This is a genomic window from Novosphingobium sp. (genome assembly GCF_039595395.1).
In the GTDB taxonomy this organism is placed as follows: domain Bacteria; phylum Pseudomonadota; class Alphaproteobacteria; order Sphingomonadales; family Sphingomonadaceae; genus Novosphingobium.
Genome location: NZ_JBCNLP010000001.1, coordinates 1,516,556 through 1,532,851, shown reverse-complemented (window position 1 = coordinate 1,532,851; position 16,296 = coordinate 1,516,556). Strand labels below are relative to the sequence as shown.

The following is a 16,296-nucleotide window of genomic DNA, read 5'->3' as shown; positions in this document are numbered from 1 at the left end:
TCGAACGAAAGAACAGACCCATGCGTTACATCAGCTTCCGCCGCCCCGATGGCACTCCCTCCTACGGTCGTCTTGAAGGCGAGACCGTGGTCGATCTGGCCAGCGCCGCCACGCCTGATCTGAGGGCAGCCCTCGCCCAGAACGCGCTCGCCTCGCTCAAGGATGGCGCCAGTTATCCGCTCAAGGATGTGGTGCTGCTGCCCGTCATCCCCAATCCCGACAAGGTTCTGTGCGTCGGCCTCAACTACGCCAGCCATGTCAAGGAAACCGGGCGCGAACAGAAGGAGCATCCCGCGATCTTCCACCGCTGGAATGACTCGCTGATCGCCGATGGCCAGCCGATGGTCCGCCCGCCCGAAAGCATCCGCTTCGACTATGAGGGCGAACTGGCCGTCATCATCGGCAAGCCGGGCCGCCGCATCGCCAAGGAAAACGCGTGGGATCATGTCGCGGGCTATGCCGCCTTCAACGATGGCAGCGTGCGCGACTGGCAGCGCCACAACATCCAGTTCCTGCCCGGCAAGACCTGGCCCGGCACCGGCGCTTTCGGCCCCGCGCTGGTCACCCCCGACGAGATCGAGGATCTGGGCGCGATCCGCGTGCAGACCCGCCTCAATGGCGAGCTGGTGCAGGACCAGCCGGTCTCCGACATGATCTGGGATATCCCCACGGTCATCGCCTATTGCTCCACCTTCACCCAGCTCAACCCCGGTGACGTGATCGCCACCGGGACGCCGGGCGGTGTCGGCGATAAGCGCAATCCCCCCCTCTACATGAAGGCGGGCGACATCGTGGACATCTCCTGCGGTGTCATCGGCACCATCACCAACCGCGTCATCGACGAAATCTGAGACCTGCGCGGAGGCGCTCTTCCGCAGCGCCTCCACCTGCCCAACGACAAAAATTCAAGGGAGAGACCTATGATCACCATCAAGCATGCCGCCATGCTGTCGAGCGTCGCACTGAGCGCGTTTGCCCTGCCCGCCATGGCCCAGAACGCTGCCGCCCCTCAGGCCGCCGACACCCCCAGCCTGGGCGAGATCGTCGTGACCGCCCAGCGCCGCTCGGAAAGCGTGACCAAGGTGCCGATCTCGATCACCGTGGCCGATTCCAAGCAGTTGGAGCGCCAGCAGGTCAACACCATCACCGATCTCAGCCGCATCGCCCCCAGCCTCGAAATTCAGGCCGCGCCCGGCCAGAACACCGGCGGCGGCGGCTCGATCCGCGGCATCGGCACCCAGACCTTCTCGGCGGGCGCGGTGGCCTCGGTGGGCGTCGTGGTCGATCAGGTCAGCCAGGGCAATGCCAACATCTCCAACCTGTTCGACGTGGCGCGGGTGGAAGTGCTCAAGGGGCCGCAGGGCACGCTCTTCGGTCTGACGACCTCGGCGGGCGTCATCAACATCACCACCAACAAGCCCGAGTTCGACAAGGTGAGCGTGCGCGTCCGCACCGAACTGTCGAACGCCGGAACCGCCGGATCGAAGTCGGGCAATCAGGTGATGCAGGGCGTGGTCAACCTGCCGCTGGCCAGCAATGCCGCGATCCGCATCGCCGGTTTCGGCAATCTGCGTCAGGGGCCGGACTACAACCTCACCAGCGCCAAATACACCGCCAATGACACCTGGGGCACGCGCGGCCACCTGCTGTGGCAGCCCACCGAACGGCTGACCGTCAATCTGATCGGCGACTACACCCAGAGCCGCGTCACCAATGGCGGCGACTTCTTCACCTTCGTGAAAGCCAGCGGCGCGGCACCATTCCCGCTGGCGGCGGGCGTGCCCGACAATGTCTCGGCCAATCTGGCGAGCTGCGGCATCACCGCGGCGGAAGGCAACCGCAACTTCTGCACCAGCGCCAACTATGTCGATCACACCTACAGCGGCGGCGCCTCGCTGCAGGTCGACTATCAGGCCGATCCCTTCACGATCACCTCGATCAGCGCCTATCGCAAGAGCCTGGAATCGGGCAGCGCGGCAGCCACCAGCGTGTTCCGCGCCGACCCGCTGCTGCTGCAGGTGGCCAATGGCGACGTGCACCGCCCGATCGACCTGTTCACGCAGGAACTGCGCATCTCCTCGCCCTCGGGCCAGACGGTGGAATACACCGGCGGCCTGTTCTACTCGAACCAGATCCAGAGCCGCACGCCCGAGCCGCTGACCGTCTCGATCCATCCGGCGCCCGGCGTGTTCATTCCCGTGGCTTCGGGTGGCACGGGGGCCTTCCGCGTCACCGACACTTCGATGGCGATCTATGGCCAGACCACGATCCATGCCAGCGACAAGCTGCGCCTGATCGCGGGCGGCCGCTTCACCTGGGACGGGCTGAAGCTGGACACCTGGGCGGGCAATGTGGCCGGTTCGCTCAACAGCCACACCGGGCTCGATGTGAACCGCTTCTCGTGGAAGGCGGGCGCGCAATATGATCTGGCCCGCAAGACGATGGTCTATGCCACCGCTTCGCAAGGCTTCAAGGGTGGCCAGATCGCCACGCCGACCGGCGCCGCGCCCTATGTGGTGCAGCCCGAAATCCCCACCTCCTACGAGTTGGGCCTCAAGAGCACGCTGCTGGGCGGCTGGGTGCTGGACACCAGCCTGTTCTACTCCACCATCAAGAACTTCCAGGCGCAGCAGTGCACCACCTCCAACCTGGGCTCGATCTCCTGCGTGCAGACCAACATCGACGGCGTGAAATCGCGCGGCGCGGAAATCAACCTGTTCGGCAAGGTGACGCAGAACCTGTCGCTCAACACCGGTTTCATCTGGGCCAAGGCGACCTATCCCAAGGGCTATCTCGGCACCGACGGCACCAACATCGGCGGCACGCAGTTGGCCTATGCGCCCGAATACAAGTTCACTTTGTCGGGCGAATACACCCAGAAGCTGACCGAGAACGTCAACGGCTTCTTCGCTCTGGATACGGTGTGGAAGTCGCGTCTGCGCTATGAGGCGAACTCGTTCACCGAAAGCACCTTCCGTCCGCACTGGACGGTGGGTGGCCGCGTGGGCGTGCGCACCGCCGACGATCGCTTCACCGTGGCCGTCTTCGCGCGCAACCTGTTCAACGTGCATGAGCCCGCGCTGATGCAGACCAGCTTCCCCTACAGCAACGGCGCCAATGTCGGCGCGATCTATGGGCCGCAGTCCTTCCGCTCGGTGGGTCTGTCGCTCGACGGCAAATTCTGATGAAACGGGGCGGAGTGCGGCAAGCGCTCCGCCCTTTTGCCGAATGACAGGATGCCAAGCCATGAGCCAGCGTGACATTGCCCAAGCCATCACCGCCATGGGGACGGGACTGGGCCCCGATGTGCTGACCGCCTGCCGCGCGCTGTTCGATGCGGAGCAGCGCGCGGGGGCGGTGGCGCCCAGTGCCGGCGATATCGCCTATGGCCCGCATGAAAGGCACAGGCTGGATATCTATGGGGCGCAGGACGGGGCTTTGAAGCCCGTGCTGCTGTTCGTCCATGGCGGCGGCTTTGTCTTGGGTGACAAGGGCTGGAAGGAGCCCGGTGACTGGCCCAATGCCGCTGTCGGCATGATGGCCGCGAAGCTGGGTATGGTGGGCGCGGTGATGAACTATCGCCTCGCCCCCGATCATCCCTGGCCTGCGGGCAGCGAGGACGTGGGGGCCGCCGTCGATTGGCTGCGCGCCCATGCTGCGCAGCATGGCGGCGATCCGCAGCGGATCGTGCTGCTCGGCACCTCGGCGGGAGCGGTGCATGTCGCGGGCTTTTTGCGGCTGAGGCCCGATCATGGCGAGCTGGTTCGCGGGGCTGTGCTGCTCTCGGGACTCTATGGCTATACATCGCTCGATCCCAGGGATGAGCGCTATTATGGCAGCCCCGAGGATTACGCCGACAGAATGCCGCGCGAGGCCGTTGCCGGCACCGCCCTGCCCCTGCTGCTGGCCTGCGCTCAGTTCGACCCACCGCGTTTTCAGGCCGAATTTCTGGGCCTGATGGGGGAAAGGCTGAAGCGCCATGGCGCGATGCCGCGCTCGGTTACGCTTTCGGGCCATAATCATTACACCATGGCGATGCATCTGGGCACGGCGGACCGCCGTCTGGCCGATGAGATCGCCGGTTTCGTCGAGGATATCACATGATTGACCGCCGTACCTTGATCGCCAGCGCTGCCGCTCTGGCCGCCACGCCTGCCTTTGCCGCCACCACCAAACTGCCCGGCAAGGCTTTTCCCAAAGGCTTTCTGTGGGGCGCCGCTACCGCCGGTCACCAGATCGAGGGCAACAACACCAACTCGGATCAATGGCTGCTGGAGAATGTCCAGCCCACCATCACCGGAGCGCCCTCGGGTGATGCGGTGAACAGCTTCGATCTGTGGCGCGACGATCTCGATCTGGTGAAGAGCATCGGCCTCAACGCCTTCCGCTTCAGCCTTGAGTGGGCGCGGATCGAGCCCGAGCCCGGCATGTTCTCCCGCGCGATGCTGGACCACTACAAGGCGATCATCGATGGCTGCCATGCGCGCGGCATCGCGCCGGTTGTCACCTTCAACCATTACACCACGCCGCGCTGGTTCGCCGCGCAGGGCGGCTGGCTGCATCCTCAGGCCGCCGACCTCTTCACCCGCTTTTGCGACCATGCCGCCAAGCATCTGGCGGGCGGCATGGCCATTGCCCTGACACTGAACGAGCCCAATCTGCCGCGCCTGCTGCCCTTTGTGCTGCCGCCGCAGTTCATCGGCGGGCTGCGCGCCAATCTGGCGGCGGCGGCCAAGGCGGCGGGCGTGCCTCGCTATGTGGTGGCCAACACCGTGCTGCCGGAAGACGTACCGGCCCTCACCGCCGCGATGATCAAGGGCCACCATGCCGCGCGCGCGGCCATCAAGGCGGTGCGTCCCGATCTGCCGGTGGGCTTCAGCCTGTCGATCGCCGACGATCAGGCGGTGGGCGAAGGCTCGATCCGCGACAAGATGCGCGGTGAACTCTACGGCGAATGGCTGGAGGTTGCGCGCGGCGACGATTTCGTGGCCATCCAGAACTATGAGCGCATCCTGTGGGGCAAGGATGGCCGCCTGCCCGCGCCCGAGGGATCGGTGCGCAATTTCCGGGGCGCGGAGGTCTATGCTCCCTCGCTGGCGGGCGCGGCGCGCTACGCGCATCAGGTGACGGGCAAGCCGGTGCTCATCACCGAACATGGCGTTGGCACCGACGATGACACCATCCGCGCCAACCTCATCCGCGATGGGCTGCGCGATCTGCGTCAGGCCATGGCCGAGGGTCTGCCGGTGCAGGGTTATATCCACTGGTCGCTGATGGACAATTATGAGTGGGGCGCCGGTGTCGGCCATGCCAACTTCGGTCTGGCCAGCGTCGATCCGGTGACCTTCAAGCGCAGCCCCAAGCCCAGCGCCGCCGTGCTGGGCGCCATTGCTCGCAACAATTCGCTGTAAGCTGCAGACCAAGATGGATCAGGGGGCGGAGGAGATGATCCTTCCGCCCCCTTTTTCTTCCGGCGGCGCGCAGGTTCTCCGAGGAAAGCTGCGCCGACTCGATGCGCCACATTGTCATATGATGAACATATATTTCACCATGAGACCTTTTCATAAAAGGTCAGCATAGGCCTTTCGTCGCCTTTGCGCTGCGCTTGACCCCATCCGCAACAACATCACAAAGACCTGAAAATATACACTTAAGTCAGGCGCGATGCATCACCCATGCGCGCCCTTTCGCGTGTCATCTCCCGGTCGCCACCGCTTGGCGCGCGCAACACCCAGTGCTCTTGCCAATCTCCATCCGGCTTGATAGAAGTTCACAAATAGAATGTTGGTCTCATATATTGATACATCAAGATGAGACATGTCAGGGGATGGGACTGAAAGAATGAGACTGGGAACCTTTGTCCGCAGCGCCGGCGCATCGACGATGGCCATGGGGGTCGCGCTGCTTTGCCACGCCCCCGCTTTCGCGCAATCGGCCCCGGCCGCTCAGCCCCAGACCAATGTGTCCGACAAGGACATCATGGTCACCGGCATCCGCCAGAGCCTGGCCAATGCGCTCAACGCCAAGCGCAGCTCCGATCAGGTGATCGACGCCATTTCGGCTGAAGATGTCGGCAAATTCCCCGACAAGAACGTCGGCGAAGCGCTGCAGCGCGTGACGGGCGTGCAGATCGGCCGCGCGGGCGGCGAAGGTTCGTCGGTCTCGATCCGCGGCGTCGATCCGGGTCTGGTGCGCGTCGAGGTCAACGGGCAGTCGATGCTCTCGACCTTCGCTGCCGCCGCCAATGGCGCGGCGACCAATCCGGCGGTCGAATTCCGCGACATTCCGGCCGAATTCATCAGCCGCCTCGAGGTCGTCAAATCCGCTACCGCCGACATGACCGAGGGCGGCCTGGGCGGCACGGTGCGCATCATCACCCGCCGGCCTTTCGACAGCAAGAAGGACTATCTGGCCGGCTCGATCCAGGGCGTTTACGGCACCACGGCGGGCAAGGTGGACCCCAAGGCCTCGCTGATCGCCAGCCATCTTTTCGCGGATGGCACGCTGGGCGTGCTGGTGTCTGGCACCTATGAAAAGCGCAGCATGTGGTACGATCAGGCCAAGACCACCGGCTGGCGCCAGATCAAGAAAAGTGCCACCTCCACCTGCACCAACCTCGTGCAGAGCGGCTGCGTCGATCTGAACGGCGATGGCGTGGGCGATTTCTATCCCGACATTCCGCGCTATGCGATGTATCGCGAAACCACCCAGCGCTATGCGGTGAACAGCATCATCGAATGGCGCCCCTCCAGCACGTTCAAGCTCTATCTGGACACGACCTACACCCGTGGCCGCCAGACCGAGAACGACCAGTTCATGCAGATCACCACGTCATCTGCCCTGAGCCCGACGTCTTCGCTCGGCAGTGACACCGCTATCAATGCCGGCAATGCGGCCAGCAACGTCACCTTTCTGCAGCCCGCCACCACCAACCCCACCAGCGCCAGCGGCCTCGGCGTCACCTATCGCAACGTGCTGGGCACCATTGACCGCCAGACCTTCACCGGCGTCTTCGGCGGCGAGTGGCAGGCCAGCAGCCGCCTGAACATCAAGGCGCGCGCGGGCTATTCTTGGGCCAAGGCCTACAATGACGAAATCGATGCGGTGGCCAACCAGTATGGCCTCACCTCGGTCGGCGTGAATTACAACAACTCCTCGGGCGCGCCCAACATCACCATCTCGGGCGACCCGACCAACCCTGCGGGCATCAACAACTTCCAGATCCAGCACAAGCCGCTGGTCAACACCCAGACCGAGAAGAACTTCCAGCTCGACGGCCAGTATGACGTCGGCGGCATCCTGCAATTCATCAAATTCGGCGTGCAGCGCCGCCTGCAACGCCAGAGCTCGATCTTCCACGACGCCACCATCACCTATGACGGCTATGGCACCACGCCGGGCATCGGCGACATCAAGACCCGCAGCTATGTGACCGGCACCGGGGTCGACAACATCACCTCGACCGCCAGCAATGCCGCGATCCTCTCGCAGATCCAGTCGATCGTCAGCCATTACGACATGGGTGACCACAACTTCTTCAGCACCGGTAATCTTGGCTTCACCGCCTATCCGCGCTGGATGAACATGGGCATGGCCGTGGCGCAGGCGGCGGGCATTCCCGATGCCACCACCGCATCGAGCTGGTCGCCGGGCAACACCTATGATGTGCGGCTGAAGAACTGGGCCGGTTACGTGTCTACCAAGTGGCAGCTCCACCCCTTCAGCCATGATCTGGACATTGTGGCAGGCGTGCGCGTGGTGCAGATGAAGACCGTTTCCTCGGGCTACAGCATCAACACGGCGGCGGGCACCTTCTCGCCCGTCACCTATTACGGCAGCAACACCTTCGCCCTGCCAACGGCCAACCTGCGCTACGATCTGGTGCACAACAAGGTGCTGCTGCGCGCCACGGCCACCAAGGTCGCCGCCCAGCCCGATCTGTCGAAGGTGGCGCCCTATATGTCGCTCAACTCGACCTCGCTGACCGGCTCGGTGGGCAACCCCAACCTCAAGCCCTACACCGGCCAGCAGTATGACCTTGGCGCAGAATGGTATCTCTCCAAGATCAACTATCTGTCGGCCACGCTGTGGCGCAAGGATATCACCGGCTTCCCGCAGAAGATCGCCACCACGCAGAACTTCTTCGGGCAGGACTATGTGATGACGACCTATGTCAACAGCCCCGCCCCGGTGCATATCACCGGCTTCGAGGCCGGTTCGCAGTTCGGCTTCAGCTTCCTGCCGGGCAAGCTGAAGAATCTGGGCATGCTGGCCAACTACACCTACGCCAAGGACAGCGGCTATTCGGTGACGGGCTATTTCTCGGGCGCCAAGCTGGGCTTCCCGGGCCTGTCGCGCCACAGCGTCAATGGCTCGCTCTACTATGAGGACAGCAAGCTTTCGGCGCGCATTTCGTACAACTGGCGCTCGCGCTACAACATCGGGCCGGATCGCGACAACCTCAACGCCTTTGGCGAGGCCTTCGGCCAATGGGATGGATCGTTCAGCTACAAGTTCAACGACCATGTCAGCGTGTTCCTGGAGGGCGTGAACCTGTTCAACGCCCAGCGCAAGGAGGACGAGGAAAGCCTCTATCGCGTCAGCACGGTGGAAACCTATGGCCGCCGCATCTACTTCGGCGTGCGCGGCAAGATGTGATTGCGGTTACGGGAGGACGGGGCATGTCACCGTGGCGACTGATGCTGATGGCCCCCGTCCTGCTGGTGGCTTTGCCCGCCAGCGCCGCCCCGCCCAAAGGCTGGGTGGTCGAAGCGGAAGACCCAAACGCCACAGTCAGCGTAACCCACGGCGTGATCGATATCGACAGCGCCAAGGGCATCACTCTGTGGTCGCCCCAAAAACTGTCAGGCCCCACCACCATCCGTTTCGAGACGATGGCGGTGGCGGCAGGCGGGCCCAACGACAATGTCAGCGATCTCAATGCTTTCTGGATGGCACATGAGAAGGACGGCATGTCCCCTCTCGCGCACCGCTCGGGCAAGTTCGAGGATTATGACACGCTGGCGATGTATTATGTCGGCATCGGCGGCAACCGCAACACCACCACCCGCCTGCGCCGCTATGTCGGGCAGCCGGGCGTGCGCCCCCTGCTCCCCCAGCACGACCGCGCCGACGCCCCCGCCATGCTGCGCCCCAACATCTGGACAAGCATCACCCTGACCGCCGATGGCCAGCACATCACCGTACTGCGCGACGGCCAGATGCTCTTCACGCTCGACGATCCGGCGCCCTACACCAGCGGCTGGTTCGGCCTGCGCACCACCTTCAGCCATCTGCGCATCCGCAGGCTCACCATCTCAACCGGGACCCCTCGCCCATGATCCTTTCCCGCCGCGATACGCTGAAACTCTCCAGCCTGCTGCCCGCCGCCGCAGCCGCGCCTTCCGTCGCATGGAGCGCCCCCGCCAAAACCCCCGCCCCCGTCGCGCTGCACTGGCTGGAGGGCACACCGCACATGGATCTGGGCCAGACCCTGGGCGTGGCTTGGCCGCGCGGCGCACTGCCCCGCAACACCGGCTTTGCGGTGCAGGCCAACGGCACGCCCATCCCCGCGCAAAGCTGGGTGACGGCGACATGGCCCGATGGCTCGGTCAAATGGACCGCCCATGCCCTGCCGATCCCACAAGGCCCCACACCCGATGGCCTGCAAGTGGTCCCCGCTGCCCGCCCGGCAGCGCCGGTCGAGCGCGTGGTGGTCGAACAGCATGCGCAAGGCGCCCGCGTCACCTGCGGCGGCGTGGTCTGGGACTTCGCCACCAGTGGACAGGCGCTGATCCGCTCGGCCAGCATCGGCGGCAAGCAGGTTCTGGGCCCGCTGACACTGGTCGGCGCCATGGCGGAGGGCCCGGATGGCCCACGCACGCCCTTCACCGGCACCGTCACCCGGCTGACCGTGGAACAGAGCGGCCCCATCCGCGCAGTGATCAAAGTCGAGGGCCTGCACCGCCCGGATGCCAAGGCCACCCTGCCCTTCACCCTGCGCTTCTACGCCTATGCCGGGGCGCAGCATCTGCGCATCGTCCATAGCTTCATCTACGACGGCCTGCCCGCGTCCGACGCCATCGCGGGCCTTGGCCTCTCTGCCGCCGTGCCGATGCATGACGCGCCGCATGACCGCCATATCCGCATTGCAACAGATGGGGCCACCGATGGCGCGCTGTTCGCCGAAGCCGTCCGCCCGCTGACGGGCCTGCGCCGCGACCCCGGCGCCGCATTCCGCCATGCGCAGACCCATGGCCAACCCGTCCCGCCGCTCGCCCAGATGAGCGCCGCCGTGCGCGACAAGCTGCAGTACATCCCGACATGGTCGGACTTCCGCCTCGAACAGGCGAGCGCCCATGGCTACACCATCGAAAAGCGCACCGAGCCGGGCCATGCCTGGGTCGGCTCGCAGGAAGGTGGCCGCGCGCCCGGCCTTGCCTATGTCGGGGGAGCCAGCGGAGGCGCCGCCATCGCAAGGCGCTGGTTCTGGGAAACCTATCCCTCGGCCTTAGCCGTCGAGCATGCCGCCAGCGACACCGCTACCCTCACCGCATGGCTGTGGAGCCCGCAGGCCGCCCCCATGGACCTGCGCCCCTGGCGCGGCGTCAACGGCATGGAGGGCTATGACGCGCAAAACGCCGGGCTCGATATCACCTATGAGGATTACGAACCGGGCTGGGACAGCGCCACCGGCATCGCCCGCACTGCCGAGCTGACGCTTTGGGCCTGCGCCGCCACGCCTGCGAGCGACACCATTGTGGCGATGGCGCAAGCCAACGCCGCCTCGCCTCGGCTGATGGCCGATCCGGCGGCTCTGCACGCGGCGCAGGTCTTTGGCGACTGGTCGCTGCCCGACCGTTCCGGCCCCAACCGCACCGCCATCGAAAACCAGCTCGCCAATCTGGTCGATTTCTACAGCGGAGAGGTCGATCGCCGCTCGTGGTATGGGTTCTGGAACTTCGGCGATGTGATGCACACCTATGACAGCGACCGGCATGTCTGGCGCTATGACATCGGCGGCTTTGCCTGGGACAATTCGGAACTCTCGCCGGACCTGTGGCTGTGGACGCAGGCTTTGCGCACCGGCGCCGCGCAACCATGGCGCCTGGCCGAGGCGATGACCCGCCACACCAGCGAGGTCGATACCTATCATCTGGGCCGCTTCGTGGGCCTTGGCACCCGCCACGGTGTGCAGCATTGGGGCGACAGTTCGAAACAGCCGCGCGTTTCCAACGCCATCTATCGCCGGATCTATTACTACCTCACCGCCGATGAGCGCGTGGGCGATCTGATCGCCGATATGGCCGATTCAGACCACACGCTCGATCATGTCGATATCGGTCGCAAGGTGCCCGGCGCCAAGGCCTACAGCGGCCCGGCAGGCACCTTCGACATGGGCTTCGGCCCCAGCTGGACGGCGGTGGCCGGAAGCTGGCTCACCATGTGGGAGCGCACCGGGGACAAGCAGTGGCGCGACCGTCTGGTGGCGGGCATGAGCAGCATCGCCGCGCTGAAATTCGGCTGGATGGCGGGCGGCGCGCCCTATGATCCGAAAACGCATAAGTTTTCCGGCCCCGGCGACCATATCGCGCTCCAGCATCTGTCCGCCGTCTTCGGCGCGGTGGAGGTCAATGCCGAGCTGATCCAGCTCATCGACCTGCCCGCCTACAAACAGGCCTGGGTCGATTTCTGCCAGTGGTACAATGCGCCCAAGGAAGAGTTTCTCGCCAAATTCGGGCCTCCGTTTGGCGCCCGCAACCTGCGTGAGGCCTATGCCCGCATGACGGCCTATGCCGCGCGCGCCAGCGGTAGCAAGGCGCTGATGCAGCGCGCGGTGGCAGAGTTCTACTCCGGCGATCAGGGGCTGGGCACATGGGATCACGATCCGCGCCATATGGTGGACGGCGTGCTGGAATGGCCGCAGGTGTCCACCAATGCCTCGGCGCAATGGGGGCTGGCGGCGATCCAGATGCTCGCCATCGCCCCGCAGGAGCTGGAGGCGATGGCCATCCCGCCGCATCATTCCAGCGCTCAGGAACCGCGCCACTGATGGCAAGCCCTGTCGGCCTCGCACTGGCCGGCAGGGCCTCACGCTTAACGCAGCAGGTTGAGCGGCACGGCCTTGGCCATGGCGGTAAAGCCCACATCATTGGGATGCAGATGGTCGCCCGAGTCATAGGCCGGGGCAAAGGCCTGCGGGTCAGCCGGATTGCGCACCGCCGCATCGAAATCGACCACGCCATCCGCCTCCTTCTGGCTGCGGATCCAGGCATTGACCTTGGCGCGCTGCTCCTCGCCCCAGGCCGACCAGTAACCCGCGCCCTTGTAGGGCAGGATGGTGGCCAGCAGCACTTTCACCCCATGGTCATGCGCGCGCAGCACCATCTGGCGATAGGCGTTGATCAGCCCCACCGTGTCGAAACTGGCCTGCTGGTTATCGCGCGAGGCGCCGCCGATATCGTTGACCCCCTCCAGCACGATCACATGGCTGACGCCCGGCACGCCCAGCACATCGCGGTCGAACCGCGCCAGAGCGCTGATCCCCACGCCATCCTGAAGCACCTTGTTGGCCGAGATGCCCTGATTGGTCACGCCGACCTGAACCATCCCCGCCTGCTGCAGCCGACCGGCGAGCTGGTCGGGCCAGCGGCGATCCGAGTCCACCGTGGCGCGCACACCATCGGTGATCGAGTCGCCCAGCGTCACCACGCTGCGCAGCGGCCGGGCCGAGGTGACATCGATGCCCGAGACCAGAAAGCGCCGCTGCATCGCGTTCACGCTGGTCATGTCCGGCGCGGTGGTCTGGTCGCCGGGGGCCAGCAGCGTGTTGGCGGCGGCATAGCCATGGAAGGACCAGGGCTGCTGCCCGGCCGCCAGATGGATCGAGATCGCCACGCGCGCCAGCGGCGCCACCACCATCTTCACAGGGTCGCTGACCATCGGCGCATGGGCCGGGATCACCACCGCCGGGCGGTCGCCCACGGTCACGCGCTGGCTGGTGCCCGGCAGGATGCGCCCGGCGGCATCGACCTGCGCCACCTCAATATGGTCGATCAGCAGCGGACCCGGCGAATCGCTGTTGTCGAAGGTGAGGCGCAGGCTGTCGCCACCAATGGACAGGCGCATGATCTGGCGGATGGTCGTATCGCCCAGCGGCGGCAGCGACGAAGCCCCGTTCACGGCGGGAACTGCCTGCATGGCCGCGCCCCAGCTGCGCGCGGTCCCGGCCAGCGCGGGATTGGCGACAGCCAAAAGAGCCATTGTTGTCAGAGTGGTGGTGATGCTGCGCATGGGTTTTCGTCTCTCCTGTGCGGGGGCACTTGCGTGGCCTCTTGTGCCGCATCGGGCCTTTACCCGCAAAGCATATCCCGCAAGATGTTGACGGAACCCGATGTATCATATATCGCAACAACGTATCACATATAACAATAACGATCCAACCCCACCGGCGGATCGCGCATCGATCATACCAGGCCAGGAGCTTCCCTCATCGTGACGCAAGAGAGTTTGAACCGCCCCCATCTGGTCGGCCTGATCGACCGGTTGATGGACAATCTGGTGTCGATCGAGGACACGACCGGAGAGTTCCTGCTGCGGCTGGAAGACGGGCGGATCATCGATACCAAGGGCTGGAACGGCTGGGAATGGACCCATGGTATCGGCCTGTTCGGCATGTGGCGCTATGTGGAACAGACAGGCGATGAAAAGGCGCTGGGCATCATCCATCAGTGGTTCGCCGACCAGCTTCCGCGCGGCACCACCAAGAACATCAACACCGTCTCGCCCTTCCTGACGCTGGCCTATCTCTACGAGCGCGATCCCCGCCCGGAATGGCGCGCGCATCTGGAGGAATGGGCCGCCTGGCTGATGGCGCCCGACGGCCTGCCCAAGACCGAGGATGGCGGCTTCCAACACATCGTCTACAATGACGAGAACCCCGGCGAGCTGTGGGACGACACGCTGATGATGAGCGTGCTGCCGCTGGCCCGCATCGGCCTGCTGCTCAACAAGCCCGACTATGTGGAAGAGGCGCGCCGCCAGTTCCTCGTGCACATCAAGTATCTCTTCGACACCAGGACCGGCATGTGGTTCCACGGCTGGGACTTTGGCGGGCGGCACAATTTCGCCCGCGCGCTGTGGGCGCGCGGCAATTGCTGGATCACGGTGGCCATCCCCGAGATCATCGAGATGCTGGCCCTGCCCGAGGGCGATGCGTTCCGCACGTTCCTCGTCGATACGCTGGCGGCGCAGGTGCGCACGCTGGCCGCCACGCAGGATGAGGCAAGCGGGCTGTGGCACACGCTGGTCGACGACCCGACCTCCTATCTGGAGGCCTCGGCCACGGCGGGCTTTGCCTATGGTATCCTGAAGGCGGTGCGTCTGGGACTGCTGCCGGGCTCGTATGAGGCTGTCGGGCTAAAGGCCGTGCAGGGCGTGATCGACCATATCAACGAGGCGGGGGAGCTGACCCAGGTCAGCTTCGGCACAGCGATGGGGGATAGTCTGCAGTTCTACAAGGATATCGCTTTGACCTCGATGCCTTATGGGCAGTCGCTGGCGATTTGCGCCTTGGCCGAGGCGCTGCATCGGGTTTGAGGAAAGAAGAGCAGGTGCGAGGGGGTTACCCCCTCGCGCTCCCATGAATGTCGGCGTTGCGCTGCGGCTTGCGGCGTCAGAACACTGGCTCGGGAAAGCCTGAAAAAGGCTGTTTGGCGCAACCGGCGCCGGTGAAGGCCGAAAAAGCGGCATTCTGCTGCTTGAAACCATAGGATCCGTTGACCCGGTTGATGAAGCGATAGCGCTTGTTGTCCTTCTCGTTAAAGCGATCATTTTGCTTCTCGAGCACAATGAAATAAGGCGAAACGTGCTTGATATGGGCGACATACCGGCACGCCTGCCCCTTCTCATACAAGCACCATTGTTTGTGCTTGAGATCGAGAATGATGGTTGCTTCGAAAGCTGCCCGGCCAGGCTTCGCCCCGGACAAAGTGTCGGCGTAACCGGAACAGACCAGATTGAACATAAGCGCCGCTGAAACTGCCGCCGACATCAGAACATCCCAAGACAATGCCTCCCGGCAGCCTATCACGTTGCTGACTTTTCCGCGAAGCGGCTTTCAACAATTTTACAGGCCAAAGCCCTCTCCAGCACAAGACAAAAAAAAGGATTGCAAAGGGTGATGACCCTTTGCCCGCCGGAGGCAAAACCTCCTTCGCTTGACCACCTTCCCTTTCACACGTTACGGCTCATGCCCCCTTCCTTGCGAGCCGACATGCCATGGGCCAAGCCGATACGATCGTTGCCATCATCGCCATGCTTGGCTCGCTGTTTCTGGTGACGCGCGGCACGCGGTTTCGCGGCATTTCGCTCGACAGGCGGATCAAGCTCGCGCTGGTCTGGGGGGTGATCTTTCTCGCGGTGATCCTGCTGGTGCGTGTCATCGGCCTGCATGACCCCAGGCCGTAAAGGACAGACCGTGCCCCGCCAGAGCCCCGAGCTGCTGACCCTCGACCGGATGGAGACGCCCATCGGCACCGCTTTGCTGGCGGTGGATGCCGGGGGCTATCTGCGCGCTTTCGACTGGGCCGATTATGCCGATCGCCAGCTTGCCCTGCTGAAGCGCTTCACCGGCGCATTCGAACTGGTCCCCGGCACCGCGCCCGAGGCGATGCGACGCGCGGTCGACGCCTATTTCGCGGGCGATCTGGCGGCGATTGACACGATCCCCTGGCGGACGGGCGGCACGGCGTTTCAGCTCGAATGCTGGCATGCCCTTTGCGCCATTCCCGCCGGCGGCACCTCGACCTATGCGCGGCAGGCGATCGCCATCGAGCGGCCCAAGGCGGTGCGCGCGGTGGGGCTGGCCAATGGCGCCAATCCGGTGGGCGTGATCGTGCCCTGCCATCGGGTGATCGGGGCGGATGGGTCGCTCACCGGCTATGGCGGCGGGCTGTGGCGCAAGCGCTGGTTGCTGCGTCATGAGGGGGTGACCGGTTTTCAGGACCATGGCGACCTGTTCGATTTCGCCGAAGATCTGGAGCGCGCCCGCGCTGCGGGATAGGCCGGTCACGGCATGCCCGGTTGACAGCAAATCTTTCGGAAAACCACGCATGTATTACGGCAAAACCCGCAGCCGCCGCTGATTTGGCAGGCATTTTTTGTGAAAATATCCTTAAATATAACCGCTTTGGCGTTACTTTCGATCAAGCAATAAACTTGAGACGAGATGCCCGCATGCTACGATAAGGCGCATAACATAAGAGGATTTCGAAAGGTACCGATCTCGACGCCGTC

At 64.4% G+C, this 16,296-nt stretch carries 12 protein-coding genes; 10 read left to right on the top strand and 2 right to left on the bottom strand.

The window, feature by feature from the left end; translation table 11 throughout:
• Nucleotides 1-20: 20 nt before the first annotated feature.
• The 7 genes from ABDW49_RS07245 (at nucleotide 21) to ABDW49_RS07215 (ending at nucleotide 12,052) form a co-directional block, all read left to right on the top strand.
• Nucleotides 21-851, top strand: a complete 831-nt coding sequence (locus ABDW49_RS07245; protein WP_343610784.1) for a fumarylacetoacetate hydrolase family protein — start codon at nucleotides 21-23, stop codon at nucleotides 849-851.
• A gap of 69 nt (nucleotides 852-920) precedes the next feature.
• Nucleotides 921-3,185: a TonB-dependent receptor gene (locus ABDW49_RS07240; protein WP_343610783.1), complete on the top strand. Its 2,265-nt coding sequence runs from the start codon at nucleotides 921-923 to the stop codon at nucleotides 3,183-3,185.
• 61 nt (nucleotides 3,186-3,246) lie between these two features.
• Nucleotides 3,247-4,104, top strand: a complete 858-nt coding sequence (locus ABDW49_RS07235) for an alpha/beta hydrolase (protein WP_343610782.1) — start codon at nucleotides 3,247-3,249, stop codon at nucleotides 4,102-4,104.
• Nucleotides 4,101-5,411, top strand: coding sequence for a family 1 glycosylhydrolase (locus ABDW49_RS07230; protein WP_343610781.1), 1,311 nt, complete (start codon nucleotides 4,101-4,103; stop codon nucleotides 5,409-5,411). Before ABDW49_RS07235 ends, ABDW49_RS07230 begins: the two co-directional genes overlap by 4 nt.
• A 430-nt stretch (nucleotides 5,412-5,841) precedes the next feature.
• Nucleotides 5,842-8,658, top strand: coding sequence for a TonB-dependent receptor (locus ABDW49_RS07225; RefSeq protein WP_343610780.1), 2,817 nt, complete (start codon nucleotides 5,842-5,844; stop codon nucleotides 8,656-8,658).
• A 23-nt stretch (nucleotides 8,659-8,681) separates the two neighbouring features.
• Nucleotides 8,682-9,341 carry a DUF6250 domain-containing protein gene (locus tag ABDW49_RS07220; RefSeq protein ID WP_343610779.1) on the top strand — a complete coding sequence of 220 codons (660 nt, stop codon included), beginning with the start codon at nucleotides 8,682-8,684 and terminating at the stop codon, nucleotides 9,339-9,341.
• Nucleotides 9,338-12,052, top strand: a complete 2,715-nt coding sequence (locus ABDW49_RS07215) for a Tat pathway signal sequence domain protein (RefSeq protein ID WP_343610777.1) — start codon at nucleotides 9,338-9,340, stop codon at nucleotides 12,050-12,052. The genes ABDW49_RS07220 and ABDW49_RS07215 overlap by 4 nt, the downstream gene beginning before the upstream one ends.
• 44 nt (nucleotides 12,053-12,096) lie before the next feature.
• Here ABDW49_RS07215 and ABDW49_RS07210 read toward each other — a convergent pair whose 3' ends face one another.
• Nucleotides 12,097-13,293, bottom strand: coding sequence for an SGNH/GDSL hydrolase family protein (locus ABDW49_RS07210; RefSeq protein ID WP_343610775.1), 1,197 nt, complete (start codon nucleotides 13,291-13,293; stop codon nucleotides 12,097-12,099).
• A gap of 255 nt (nucleotides 13,294-13,548) precedes the next feature.
• Between ABDW49_RS07210 and ABDW49_RS07205 the strand changes: the two genes are divergently transcribed.
• Complete coding sequence (locus ABDW49_RS07205; protein WP_343614196.1) at nucleotides 13,549-14,598, top strand: glycoside hydrolase family 88 protein; 1,050 nt, start codon at nucleotides 13,549-13,551, stop codon at nucleotides 14,596-14,598.
• 76 nt (nucleotides 14,599-14,674) lie between these two features.
• Here ABDW49_RS07205 and ABDW49_RS07200 read toward each other — a convergent pair whose 3' ends face one another.
• Entirely contained in the window at nucleotides 14,675-15,052 is a 378-nt protein-coding gene (locus ABDW49_RS07200; protein WP_343610774.1) for a hypothetical protein, read from the bottom strand.
• A gap of 227 nt (nucleotides 15,053-15,279) precedes the next feature.
• Between ABDW49_RS07200 and ABDW49_RS07195 the strand changes: the two genes are divergently transcribed.
• Together ABDW49_RS07195 and ABDW49_RS07190 are read left to right on the top strand one after the other, a co-directional pair.
• The gene (locus ABDW49_RS07195; RefSeq protein WP_343610772.1) at nucleotides 15,280-15,468 is read left to right on the top strand and encodes a hypothetical protein; all 189 of its coding nucleotides are present in this window, start codon (nucleotides 15,280-15,282) and stop codon (nucleotides 15,466-15,468) included.
• A gap of 10 nt (nucleotides 15,469-15,478) precedes the next feature.
• The gene (locus ABDW49_RS07190; protein WP_343610770.1) at nucleotides 15,479-16,063 is read left to right on the top strand and encodes a methylated-DNA--[protein]-cysteine S-methyltransferase; all 585 of its coding nucleotides are present in this window, start codon (nucleotides 15,479-15,481) and stop codon (nucleotides 16,061-16,063) included.
• Nucleotides 16,064-16,296 lie beyond the last annotated feature (233 nt).